This window comes from Opitutus sp. ER46, from assembly GCF_003054705.1.
In the GTDB taxonomy this organism is placed as follows: domain Bacteria; phylum Verrucomicrobiota; class Verrucomicrobiia; order Opitutales; family Opitutaceae; genus ER46.
Genome location: NZ_QAYX01000025.1, coordinates 304,436 through 316,283 on the forward strand (window position 1 = coordinate 304,436; position 11,848 = coordinate 316,283).

General features: G+C 66.8%; 8 protein-coding genes. 3 read left to right on the forward strand and 5 right to left on the reverse strand.

Annotated features, from left to right (window positions below):
• Nucleotides 1-82 precede the first annotated feature (82 nt).
• From DB354_RS19600 to DB354_RS19610, 3 genes are all read left to right on the forward strand, one after another.
• Nucleotides 83-3,745, forward strand: coding sequence for a translocation/assembly module TamB domain-containing protein (locus DB354_RS19600; protein ID WP_146180334.1), 3,663 nt, complete (start codon nucleotides 83-85; stop codon nucleotides 3,743-3,745).
• On the forward strand, nucleotides 3,742-5,847 hold the full coding sequence (locus DB354_RS19605) for a BamA/TamA family outer membrane protein (RefSeq protein WP_158277622.1): 2,106 nt from the start codon (nucleotides 3,742-3,744) through the stop codon (nucleotides 5,845-5,847). Before DB354_RS19600 ends, DB354_RS19605 begins: the two co-directional genes overlap by 4 nt.
• A 178-nt stretch (nucleotides 5,848-6,025) precedes the next feature.
• Nucleotides 6,026-6,742, forward strand: a complete 717-nt coding sequence (locus DB354_RS19610; RefSeq protein ID WP_107837337.1) for a zinc metallopeptidase — start codon at nucleotides 6,026-6,028, stop codon at nucleotides 6,740-6,742.
• 79 nt (nucleotides 6,743-6,821) lie between these two features.
• Here DB354_RS19610 and DB354_RS19615 read toward each other — a convergent pair whose 3' ends face one another.
• The 5 genes from DB354_RS19615 to DB354_RS19635 all read right to left on the reverse strand — a co-directional run bounded on the left by DB354_RS19615 (nucleotide 6,822) and on the right by DB354_RS19635 (nucleotide 11,589).
• On the reverse strand, nucleotides 6,822-7,202 hold the full coding sequence (locus DB354_RS19615) for a response regulator (protein ID WP_107837338.1): 381 nt from the start codon (nucleotides 7,200-7,202) through the stop codon (nucleotides 6,822-6,824).
• 12 nt (nucleotides 7,203-7,214) lie between these two features.
• Complete coding sequence (locus DB354_RS19620) at nucleotides 7,215-7,856, reverse strand: response regulator transcription factor (protein ID WP_107837339.1); 642 nt, start codon at nucleotides 7,854-7,856, stop codon at nucleotides 7,215-7,217.
• Entirely contained in the window at nucleotides 7,853-9,427 is a 1,575-nt protein-coding gene (locus DB354_RS19625; protein ID WP_107837340.1) for a response regulator, read from the reverse strand. The genes DB354_RS19620 and DB354_RS19625 overlap by 4 nt, the downstream gene beginning before the upstream one ends.
• Before the next feature lie 387 nt (nucleotides 9,428-9,814).
• Nucleotides 9,815-10,192 (reverse strand): hypothetical protein, encoded by a 378-nt coding sequence (locus tag DB354_RS19630; RefSeq protein WP_107837341.1) that lies wholly within the window; start codon nucleotides 10,190-10,192, stop codon nucleotides 9,815-9,817.
• Complete coding sequence (locus tag DB354_RS19635; protein ID WP_107837342.1) at nucleotides 10,189-11,589, reverse strand: tetratricopeptide repeat protein; 1,401 nt, start codon at nucleotides 11,587-11,589, stop codon at nucleotides 10,189-10,191. Before DB354_RS19635 ends, DB354_RS19630 begins: the two co-directional genes overlap by 4 nt.
• Between the last annotated feature and the right edge of the window lie 259 nt (nucleotides 11,590-11,848).

Below are 11,848 nucleotides of genomic sequence, written 5' to 3' on the forward strand. Positions count from 1 at the left end.
GCGAGCCCCCATGCATGAAACCCATCCTTGTCCGGCCACGATCGTCGCGTTTCGGCGCGAGAGACGATAGGAGGAGCCCCGCATGCGGCGCCGACGCTCGCTCCCTGTTCTGGCGGTTGCGGGGGCCCTGCTGCTGCTGACAGCCCTGACGCTGCCGTGGTGGCTGGGGCTCGTATTGCCCCCTTTGGCAGGCCGGTTTGGCGCCAAGGTGGGAGCGTATGAACGCCAGGGCTATGGGCGTTTTGTCCTGCGGGAGATCGAGTATCGTCGCGATGGCGTCGTCGTACGCGTCGACCATGTCGAGGCGCCGACGCCGCTGCTCTGGGGGTGGCGGCAGCTCACCAACTCCCCCAGCGTGCTCGCGGTGGGAGCCTGGTCCGTCGACGTGGCGGCGCGACCGCAGCGCCCACCCACGCCGAGCGCGAACGGCTGGATGCCGCTGCGGATTCGGCTGCAGCGCATCGCCCGCGAGCTGGACCGTTGGGTGCCGGAAGCGCGGACGGGCGCAGGCGTGGTGCGTTGGCCCCGCGGGGAAATCAAGGCGCGGAGCGCCCGCTGGCAGGACGGCACCCTGACGGTGACCGCGTTGGAGTATCGTGGCATCGTAGTCGACGCCCATGCGACGTTCGGCCGGGAGACAGACCAGATCTGGCTGGTGGCGGAGAACGTCGCCGAGCAGCGCGCGCTGCGGCTCGAAAGCGAAGGCGCCTGTGTGACGGGCGTCGTGCAGGCGTGGAACCAGACCGCGCAGCTCACGGCGCGGTTCTCCGCCCAAGGCTGGCTGCCGCCGGATGCGTCCGCCTCGATTGAGAATCTCGATGTGGAAGGTCGGGTGCTGAAACTCGGGCAGTACGCGCGCGTCACGGGCCACGCGCGGGTGAACTGGCGGCTCGATCACTTCCTGACGGACCTCGCGCTCCGCGGCGCGCCCCCGCCCGGGAGCGAGACGCCGCCGATGGAGGTCACGTTGAGCGGCAATGGAACGCCAGAGGCATTCACGCTGGCGGCGCTGCGGGCGACATTGCCCGGCCTCGAGGCGGAGCTCACGGCACCGGTCACCTTCGAGCGATCGGGGCGCATGCGGGAGAGTTCGGCGCGCTTTGCGGTGCATGCCGACCTGGCGCGCCTTCCCTGGGCCACGGCCGAGGGCATGGTGGAGGGCGAGGCGAGGGTGGTGGATGCGGACCAGGGGCCACCGGCGGTCGAGTTCAGCTTTGGCGCAGACAATCTCCGCGTACCGGAGTTGGCGGTCCGACGGCTGCGGCTGCTGGGACGAGTCGACTGGCCGCGACTCAACGTACGGGAGCTTCAGCTCGTTGATTCCGCGGGCGGTGAGCTGCGCGCAGCAGGAGAGTGGAACTTCGCTCGGAAGGAGTTCCGCGGCGTGACGGCCGCAGGGGAAATCGCGTATGAGACCGTTCGGCCATGGCTGCCGACTGGCGTACGGTTTACGCGCGCCAGCCTCACCGCGACCCTCGAAGGGGCGGTGACGGCGCTGAGGCACGAGGGTCGGCTGAGCGTGGCGGAGCTGCAGGCGGGCCAGCTCAAACCGGCGGCGTTGCAGATCACGTGGCGTGGAGCTGGCGCCAAGATCGAGGACTGCGCGGCCGAAGCGAAGATGGGCGAGGCCATGCTAACCGTGAGGGGGGCGGTGAACCCGGACGAGGCCCGCTTGACGGCGCTGGCGTGGATCGTCGATGGCCGGACAGAGCTGCAACTCGCGCAACCGGCCCGCGTGACGTGGCGTCCGGCGCTCGCGGTGGATACGCTGCGGCTGGAGGGGCCGCAGGCATCGCTGTTGGCGCGACTGACGGGAACGGCCCGGCGCGATCTCGAGTTTGGCGTGCACGGCTTCCAGTCGGCCTGGCTGGCGCGCGTCGTGGAGCTGAAGGGCCCCGTCTGGACGGTGCCGTCCCTGGCCCTCACGGGATCTTGGGAGAACGGGCCACTGGTGTATTCCCTGGCGGGACGACTCGAGTTCGCGTTGTCGCCCGAGCGACAGGCGGCGATCACGCTTTCCGCGAAGGGCGACGCGGAAGGCCTGTGGGTGCAGGCGCTCCATGCGCAGGAGAGTGGGCATGCGGTGGTGAACGCATCGGGCCGGGCGCCGGTGACGATCCACCCGGATCGCCGGCCCATGGTGGCGATCAACCCGGAAGGCCCGGTGGCGCTCGAGGCCGTGACGGTGCCCAACGCGGCATTCTGGCAGCAGCTCGCGAAGCTCACCGGGGTGGAACTGCAGACGCCGGAGGCGGCGGCGCGCATCAGTGGAACCTGGCGGGCGCCCCAGGGGAATGTGAGCTTTCGCGCGTCGCGCGCGGCCATGGATGCGCGGCGTTTTGCGCGCCCGCTGCCCGCGTTGGCGGATGTGGATGTGGCGATGAAGGCGGACAACGACGGCATTCTGCTCGAACGGTGCAGCTTTCGGGTGGAGGGCCAGTTGGTTCGGGCGTCGGGTCGGCTGCCGCTGCCGCGTCGCGCCTGGAATGAGCTTCGGGCGGAGCCGCTGGACTATCTGCGCCGTGGCGCCGAGGCGCGGCTGGAGGTTCCGGAAGCTGAGGTGGCAAAACTCGCCCGGTTTCTGCCGGCGGCCCTCGCGCCGGTGGGGCGGGTGGAGGCCGATGTCCGGTTTGACCGTGGCGCGCTGGGCGGCTTTGTGCACTTGCGCGAGGCCGCCTCGCGGCCGCTTGGTCCGCTCGGGGTGCTCCAGCAGGTCAACGCTGACGTTGCGTTCTCCGACCAGCGGGTGACGTTGCGCGAAGTGACGGCGATGGCGGGCGGGCAGCCGGTTGTCCTGAGTGGCACGGTGGAGTTGCCGACCCTTGGCGGGCGTGGTCCGGTGGTTCAGCCGCGCTATGACGTCCGGTTGCGAGGCGAAAACCTGCCCTTCGTGCGGCGTTCGGGGCTGCTCCTGCGTGGCGATCTGGATCTTCGGCTCCGGACGCCGGACGCGGGCGCCCCGATTATCAATGGCCGCGTGGTGCTGCGTGACAGCTTGTTCTTGACCGATATTCGCGCGTACCTGCCGCAGGGCGGCGGGGCGAGCCCGGCGCGGCGACCTCCCTATTTCTCCGTGGAGACCGTCCCCCTCAATGGCTGGCGGCTGGACCTGGATGTGAGTGGAAACCGATTCTTGCGAATCAGGATGCCCGTGTTTGCGGGGCTTGCTTCCGTGCGATTTCACCTGGGGGGGACGCTGGGCGAGCCGCGCGCGATCGGCGACGCCACCCTTGACGAGGGTCAGGTGCTCATGCCGTTTGCGAGCTTTGCGGTGCGGCAGGGCGCGGTGCGGCTGACGGAGGAGAATCCGTACGAGGCCCAGATCTTCCTGCGCGGCGCGACCCGGCACTGGGGCTACGACCTGACCATGGAAGTGGACGGGAAGGCGTCGGCCCCGAACATCCAGTTCAGCTCCAGCCCAGCCCTGGATTCCGAACAGGTGCTCCTGATGGTGATGACTGGGACTCCGCCTTCGAACGAACTGAATCCATCTCTGCGGCAACGCGCGGTGCAGATCGGGGCTTTCTTTGGCCAAAGCATCCTGGGCTCGCTGGGCGGCGGGAGCGGAGAACCGGGACGGCTTTCCATTGAAACCGGCTCCCGGATCTCCCGACAGGGCCGCGAGACGTATGAGATCGAATACCAGTTGAGTGACCGCTGGACCGCGACGGGCGAGTACGATGAGTTCGACGAGTATAACGCGGGGCTCAAATGGCGTGTGGCGCCGCGAAAGAAGCAGAAATGAGCCGGCTCAATCATCGCATTTTCTCCCTCCGACGGGTCGTCGCCGCGATGCTCTTGGCGACGTTCGGGACTTTGGCGGACGCCAAGGTGCCGATTAAAGTCTCGGGGCTTGGCTGGATCGATGATCGCGAAATGCGGCTGGCGCTGGAACGACTGACCGGGGCGCGGGAGGCGGATGTTCTTCGTGCGAACGCGATCGAGGATGCGGCCGTGATCCTGACGTCGGCGCTCAACGATGAAGGGTTTCAGCGGCCGACGATCGAGATCGTCACGACACGCGAGGACGGGACGGAGGAGCGCTTCACGTTTGACCCGACGTTCGAGCACCCGGTGCCGCGGACGTGGCGGGCGAAGGCGTTGCGTTTCCGCATCGAGTCGGGGCCGCGCTGGCGGATCACCGGCGTGCGCATCGAGGGACTCACCGTCCTCGGTCGCGACGACGGCGAGGCGTATTTTCGGAGCGACGCCGTGCTCTTGGCGCGGGCGCGCGCCAATGCGTATTCGAAAGGACGGGTGGGGCGGAGCGAGGCGGCGTTGCTCGACGAGTTGCGGCGGCGCGGATACGGCGAAGCGAAAGTGGAGGCGACGATCGAACAGGTGGATGAACGCACCGGGAACGTGGCCCTGCGCGTGGTGGTGCATGAGGGACCGCGGTGGGTGGTGGAACGGGTTGAGGTAAGTCATGTGCCCGCGGAGGGCGTCACGCTGCCTGATCCCTCGATGTGGAGCGGCGTGAACGCGACGCCGACGCTGGAGCAGGATGTGCGGCAGGCCTTGCGCCTGGGGTTCTACCACGGCGGTTACCCCGATGTGGCGGTCACCTTGCACACGCGACCAGGACCGGTGCACGAAGGGGTGCGCCAGGTGGTACTGGTGGCACGCGTCAATTCCGGTCCGCGGGTGACGATGGGCCAGGCCCGGTTCGAGGGTAACCGCAAGACGCGCGAGTCGGTCCTGCAACGACGGGTGAGCCTCCGCCCGGGGGAGCCGCTGAACCCGGTGGAGATGGACCGGGCGCGACAACGCATTTCGCGCCTCGGGGTATTTGAGTCGGTTGACCTGCGGTACGAGCCGGCGGGCGAGGGGACGCGTGATCCCGTATTTTCCCTGAAGGAGGGACCCGCGTACGAGACCAACCTGATCATGGGGTATGGCAGCTATGAGCAGCTCCGCGGTGGAGTGGAGTACCGACAGATGAATCTCTTTGGCCTCGCACACCAGAGCCGGGGTCTGCTCGTGCAGTCGATGAAGAGCACGCGCGGCGAGTACACCTACACGGTGCCGGAGCTTTTCGGTGAATCCATCGATGGCGCGGCGAAAGTCTTTGGCCTCCAGCGCCAGGAGATCGCGTTTCAACGGCAGGAATATGGTGCAACCTTCAGCCTGCGGCGCGCGCTCGCCGCGCTGCATGGCGACGCCACCCTGGGCTATACGTTTGAGGCGCTCCGCAATCGGGAGAACGCGTTGTCCACCGTGGCGACCGATGCGAAACAGCTGAATGTGGCGAGCGTGACGGCGGTGGTGACGACCGACCGGCGGGACAATGCGTTGCGGCCGCACAAGGGCTACCACGGCATGGTCCAGCTCGAACTCGCGAGTCCGAAGTTTGGCGGAGTGGCCGAGTATCAACGTTTCGAGTTCAGTGGCTCCTATCACACCGCGTGGGGACGAGGCCGCTGGATCCATGTGGGGCTGTCGCATGGCGTCATCACGACTGTCGGTGCGGACGACGACCGAAATCTGCCGGTGAACAAGCGGTTCTTCCCCGGCGGCGACAACAGCATCCGTGGTTACCAGATGGGCGAAGCCGCGCCGCGCGGAGCGGACGGCCGTTTCCTGGGCGCCAAGAGCTATGCTCTCCTTAACGTGGAGTTGGAACAGGCGCTCACCCAGACTTGGTCGGTAGTGGCGTTTGCCGATGCGCTGGGCAATGCCACGCAGTTGCGTGACTATCCATTCCGCGAGCGGCTCTACAGCGTCGGGCTGGGGCTACGGTACCAGACGATCGTGGGTCCGGTTCGCCTCGAATACGGCCGCAACGTCAATCCCCGGCACGACGATCCGCCGGGCACGTGGCAGGTATCCATTGGCTTCCCCTTCTAGCGGGGGCGGGTACTGGCGCGAAACCCGGGGCCCAAAGGGCGGGGAACACTTCGTGGGCGCCCGGGTAGAAAACGTTTAGGCTTTTCCATTGCAGCCGTTTTCGCTGGAAAAGCGGAGGCTCTGGCTAAGGTAAGGGCCTCCCGGGCTCCCGGGAATTCAGTCAACCAACTTCAGAAACATGATCACCACAATCGCAGCAGCACTCATCCCTGGATGGCTGTTCTTCGTTCTCTTCATCGCGGTCTTTATCTTTGCGATGTACGCGCAGATGCGCGTTTCGAGCACGTACGCGAAGAATGCCCAGATTCCCTCGCGCGGTGGCATCCGCGGTCGTGAGGCCGCCGAGGCGGTCATGGCTCACGCCGGCATCACCGATGTGACGATCGAAGAGACCGAAGGACATCTGACCGATCACTACGATCCGATCAACAAGCGGCTGGTGCTGTCCTCGGAGAACTATCATGGCTCAAGCCTGGCCGCGCTCGGCGTAGCCGCGCACGAAGCAGGCCACGCGATCCAGCACAAGGTCGGTTACTCGATGCTGAATCTGCGCATGGCGCTGGTGCCGGCGACGAGCATTGTCTCGAAGGTTCTCCCGATCGTGATGATCGCGATGTTCATTCTCCCGATGTTCGCCCATCTGCGCGGCGTCGTTCTGGATATCGCCATCATCTGTTACGCGGTCCTGACCTTCTTCCAGTTGGTCACGTTGCCGGTCGAGTACGACGCGAGCCGCCGCGCCAAGGTGCAGCTCGTGCAGCTCGGAATCGTCGACCGCGATGAGATGGAGGGCGTGGACCAGACACTCAATGCTGCGGCCTTGACCTATCTCGCCGCATTCATCGGTTCCCTGCTGAACCTGATCTATCTGCTCTCCGCGCGCCGCGACGACTAAGGAGCTGGTACGAATCTCTGGCGCCCGGCAGGCATGCGGTCAGAGCCGCAGCGGCCGGGCGTCTCTTTTAGCTTCGTCATTACTGCTGCGGCGGCGACCGCCCTACGACCCGGTTGACCGCCTCGAGCAGTTCCTGCGGCGAGAACGGTTTCGAGAGCACGTAGTCGGCGCCGATGCGCCCGGCGATATTCAGGTAGAGCTTCGAATTGGCGACGCCTCCCGACATCGCGATGATCGGCACTTTGGGCTGCTCGCGACGCAACTGAAGAATGGTTTCAACGCCCTCCTGTACCGGCATGACGATATCGGTGATGACGACATCGGCGGGCGCGGCCCGGAAACGATCCAGCCCGGCCTGGCCGTTGTCCGCTTGATCGACGATGTGGCCTGAAATCGCCAGAGTCCGGGCGAGCACGTCGCGAAGCAGGTCGTCGTCGTCAATGATCAGGATACGGGCCATGGGTTGGGCTGGTTACGGGCTGATGAGGCCCTTGCGAATGGCAAACCGGACCAGGTCGGTCTGGGTCTGCAGTCCCAGCTTCCGCAGCAAGTTGGTGCGGTGCGTTTCCGCGGTGCGCGGACTGATGAAGAGCTTTTCGGCCACCTCGGTGTTGCTGAGGCCTTCGGCGGCAAGCTGGAGGACCATGCGTTCACGTTGGGTCAGGTGGTGCAGCGGATCGTTGTCGTCCGCGGGTTTTGCGGCCAGCGCGTTGATGGCCCACTCGGAAAGCGTGGCGCTGAGATAGCGGCGGCCGGCGAGCACTTCCTTCAGGGCGCGGGTGATGTCCTGGGACTCGGATCCCTTGAGCAGGTAGGCCATCGCACCGGCCCGCAGCGCCTCGATCACGTAGGGCTCGTCGTTGTGCATCGAGAGCACGATCACGCGGGTGTGGGGACTGCCGGCCCGCACCTGGCGCAGAACCTCGAGGCCGTGCACGCGCGGCATGTTGAGGTCGAGGATGAGGATGGCGGGCTTGAACTTGTCGACGAGCTGCGTGGCCGTCAGTCCGTCCGCCGCTTCCCCCACCACGCGACAGGTGCCGTCCTGCTCGAGGATGCTGCGCAGGCCGTGGCGAACGATCTCGTGGTCGTCGGCGATGATGGCGGAAATCATGACGCGTAGGAGTGGGGGCCGAGGTCGAACTCGGCGTGGAGACGGGTGCCCTGTCCGGCCTGGGAAAATATCTCGAAGCGGCCGCCGGTGAGCCGGACCCGCTCGGCGAGCCCGGCCAGCCCGAGCGAATCGCGCCGGGCGAGGGCGGCCGCGGCATCGAACCCCCGGCCGCGATCGGCCACCTCCACGTGGAGGATCGACTCGTCGGCGGTGACGGTGACCACCGCCGCGTTGGCGCCGGAATGCCTGGCCACATTGGTCAGCGCCTCCTGGACCATGCGGAAAACGGCGATCTCGATCTGCGGACTGAAGCGCCGCTCCGGCAGGGACAGCTCCAGTTCGATCGCCGTGCCGGTCTGCTGGTGGACGGTCTTCGCGTGCCACTCGAGCGCCGGGCGGAGCCCCAGGTCATCGAGCAGCCGGGGGCGCAACTGGAGGGTGAGCGCGCGCACGCTGCGCAGCAGTTCGTCGGTCACGGCCAGCGCGCCGCGCAGCCCCTCGGCAGAGCCGTTATCCCGGGCCGCCTCGAGTTGGAACCGCAAGCCCGTGAGCAGTTGCCCGATCTGGTCATGCAGTTCCTGGGCGAGGCGGTGGCGCTCCTCCTCCTGGACGCTCAGGAGCCGGGTCGAGAGTGCCTGCAGGCGTGCCGCGTTCTCCTCGGCGCGGTGCTCCGCTTCGCGCCGTACGACGATCTCGTTCTCCAGGTCGCGGGTTCTCGCGGCGACCTGATCGGCCAGCGATTGGTTCAGGGCCTCGAGCTGGCGTGTGAGCTCGGCATTGAGTCGCTCGGCGTCCGCCTGACGCAGCGCGTGGTGGAGCGAGAAGACGAGCTCGGTGTAGCAGTCGGGGCCGCGCAGGAGAAAGTCGTGCGCGCCAAGCTTGAAGGCGGCGATGGAAGTCTCCGCGTCCTGGCGGCCGGAGATGACAATGACCGGCAGGCCTTCGTCGTGGGCGCGCAACTGGCGCAGCGCCGCGAGCATCTCGCCCGACTCGACATTGGGACCGACGACGACTGCGCCAGGCGCAGCGCCCGACCGCAGGATCGATTCGAGTGCGGCTGGAGCGTCCGTGGTGATCTGCAACGCCGGCACGCTGGTCGCGAGAAACACGGCGAACTGGTCGCGCTCTTCGGGGAGGGGATCGAGGAAAAGCAGGCGGCGTGGCAGCGCGCCGTCGGACAGGGCGCCCGTGCGTCGCCGGGGGTGTCGGGCCTGCACCCGGCGCACAATCTCGGGAATGCGGCGGAACTCCGGCGAGCTCTTGTCGATGCAGTCGATCGCGCCGGCCCGCAACGCGCGCACGGCAAGCTCATGCTGCCCATGGCCGCTGACCATGATGACCGGGGTGGTGTCGCGGCGTGCGGCAAGCTCGCTGAGTACGCGCAGGCCGTCGAGGTCGGGCAGCATCAGGTCGAGCAGCAGGACGTCGTATTCGCGCTCCTGCATCGTGGCGAGGCATCCGCGGCCGGTCGTCGTAACATCGAGCTCGATGTCCGCGCCGGCGTGCGAGAACGCGAACCGGACCACTTCCGCGACATGCGGATCGTCTTCGGCGTAGAGCACATGCATCATGGCACGAGGGAAGGCATCGACTGAAAGGGAACGACCTGAAGGAAATTACCCAGCGACAAACGCGACGAAAAAGTACGGGAGGGCCCGGATGGGCAACTGGGGTGAAGCAGCCTATTTTCCTCACCGTGGACTCGTCCAGCGCGCTTTTCGCGCCGCTTGGTTTCATCGGGCAGGACAGCGCGCGGCACCTCCGTCCACCGCGGCTGCGCTGGGGCAGCCAGAGGATCACTTTGCTGCACTGACATGGTTCCACGGACTCTGCCGTGGCCACGACATCCAGCGCGCCCGGAACGAATAACAGTCCGGGTGCGCTGGATTTTTCGTTTTCAGCGAGCCCGACGGGCAACGGCCCCCCCTTGAACCAAGGCCGTGCGTGAGCGCAACCGGTCAGGAACAGCGGGAGTAGATCTTCTGCAGCATCGCCACCGACGCGGTGGGTGCGGTGCTGGCGGATGCGGGGCGGGCGCCCCCGAGGCTGAGGCGCAGCAGCAACTGTTCGTTCTCCTTGTCGAGCTGGAGAACCTGGAGAATGCGTGCACGGGTCTTTTCGAGCAGGTCGCGTCTTTCCGGATCGCGGATCGAGGCGGCAGGAATCGAGCGGAGCGCGCCGAGCGACACGTCGAGCCGCTCCAGCAGTTGGCGCTTGCGGGTCAGAAACTCGGCGTCCGGGGCGCGCTGGTGCTGGCGGAGAAAGCGGTTCTCATCCAGCACGCACTGGTGAATCTCATCGCAGAGCTGCTGGTGGTCTCGAATCGGATCGTTCATGGCGTGGCGGCATTCGGGGGTGGTGTCGGAGGATTGGCCACCTGCTTGCCGGTCGTCGAGTCGAAGAATGAGCTGACTTCGCGGGTCACGCGGTCGCGCCACGCGAGATGTTCGATTCGCCACGCCGCCATCTCCGCGAGTTCAGCATATTGCGGGGCGGGTTTGGCGCCGGCCAGATCGATCACGCTTTGAAAAGAGTCCCGGGCGCGCTCCACCGAGCCGAGCCGCTCGAAGCAGAGTCCCAACTGGTAGGTGATCGGCAGGCGCCACGAGAGGTCGGGCGAGAGCTCGAGCAGCGCGGAGTAAATCTTGTGGGCGTCGACGATCGCGCCCTGGTCGAAGAACTCGTTGGCGAGCTGATTGCCGGTGACGAGTTGCCAGTACAGCCAGCGCTTGGGCGCCGTGGCGACGCGGGCCTTCTCGGCGCGGAGCAGGTCGAGCGCGACGGCGAACGCTTCCTGGGGGCGTTTCAGATCCCGCAGGGTCATCGCCAGCAGGTACCGTGCTTCCGGCATGTTCTCGTCGTCCGGCCACTGCTCGATGTAGGCACGAAAGGCCGTGACGGCGGCGTCGAGCTTGCCTTCACGTCGGAGCGCGTCGGCGGCCTTGAAGTGGGCCCGGGCGCGGTCGACCGGGGCAACATCCAGCAGCCGAAACTTCGTGTAGTACTTGTTCGCCTCCTCGTATTCGCCGGCGGCGAAGTGGGTCTCGGCGATCTCGAACTGCGCGGTCTTGGCGAGCACCTGGTAACGCTCGAAGTCTTCTCCCGCCACCTTGAGCGTCGAATTGATCACACTGTAGAAACGCGCGATCGCGAGCTTGTAGGCGCCCATGTCCCGCAGGGTGCGACCGAGTTCCAGCAGCGCGTCGGGCATGCGCTCGTCCCCGGGATAGTCGGCCAGGAAGCGTTCGTAGATGGCGGCGGCCTTGGTGAACTCGCCCTTCTTCCGATGCATGTGACCGAGCCCGAGCAGGGCGGACTTGGTGGCGCGCACATCGGCGTCGCTCGAGTTCAGCACCTGTCGGTAGGCGATCTCGGCGGCTTCGTAATCCGGGGCGGCCCGGTCGGTGAGGCTGGCCCCGAGGTTCAGCAGCCCCTGGATTTCGTCCCGAATATTGCGTTTTTCCGACTGCGCTGCCCTTACCGCCGGGGAGGCCTGGGTCTCCTTGCCGCCGGTCACATTTCCGGCGAGAGGCGCGAGCAGCGTGCTCGGCGTGGAGGAGACGGCAGGCGCGGCGGTTTCACGCGCGGCGCTGAGTCCCTGCAGGGGAGCTGGCGCCGGAGCCGCGGGCGCGGGCGCTTCACTCGCCCGGGCGCGCGCGTTCAGCACCAGCACGAGCGCCAGGCAGGCGACCGCGCGTGCGAACGAGAACGGCGCAGGGCGAAAACGAATCATCTGGGCGATTGCGTGTAGGTGGCAGAGCTAGGCGGAATCGGCGCCGGAGCCGGAGCGGACGGGACCCCAGGAACCAAGACGGTCACGTCACTCGGGTTGCGGGCCGCACCGGGAATCTGGAAGTACGGCAGAAAATCTTCGGGATGGATAACAGGGCGGGTGTTGTCCGGCAAGATGGCAGGAGGCGGTTTGGCGACGGGAGTCGCTTCGCGCACATTCGTGTTCTCTGGTCCGGCCGTTTTTGTCGTGGCGTCCGTCG

Excerpts from the sequence above, each read along its gene's own strand:
- DB354_RS19600 (WP_146180334.1), top strand. The coding sequence starts at position 83 with ATGCGGCGCCGACGCTCGCTCCCTGTTCTGGCGGTTGCGGGGGCCCTG.
- DB354_RS19605 (WP_158277622.1), top strand. The coding sequence starts at position 3,742 with ATGAGCCGGCTCAATCATCGCATTTTCTCCCTCCGACGGGTCGTCGCC.
- DB354_RS19610 (WP_107837337.1), top strand. The coding sequence starts at position 6,026 with ATGATCACCACAATCGCAGCAGCACTCATCCCTGGATGGCTGTTCTTC.
- DB354_RS19615 (WP_107837338.1), bottom strand. The coding sequence starts at position 7,202 with ATGGCCCGTATCCTGATCATTGACGACGACGACCTGCTTCGCGACGTG.
- DB354_RS19620 (WP_107837339.1), bottom strand. The coding sequence starts at position 7,856 with ATGATTTCCGCCATCATCGCCGACGACCACGAGATCGTTCGCCACGGC.
- DB354_RS19625 (WP_107837340.1), bottom strand. The coding sequence starts at position 9,427 with ATGATGCATGTGCTCTACGCCGAAGACGATCCGCATGTCGCGGAAGTG.
- DB354_RS19630 (WP_107837341.1), bottom strand. The coding sequence starts at position 10,192 with ATGAACGATCCGATTCGAGACCACCAGCAGCTCTGCGATGAGATTCAC.
- DB354_RS19635 (WP_107837342.1), bottom strand. The coding sequence starts at position 11,589 with ATGATTCGTTTTCGCCCTGCGCCGTTCTCGTTCGCACGCGCGGTCGCC.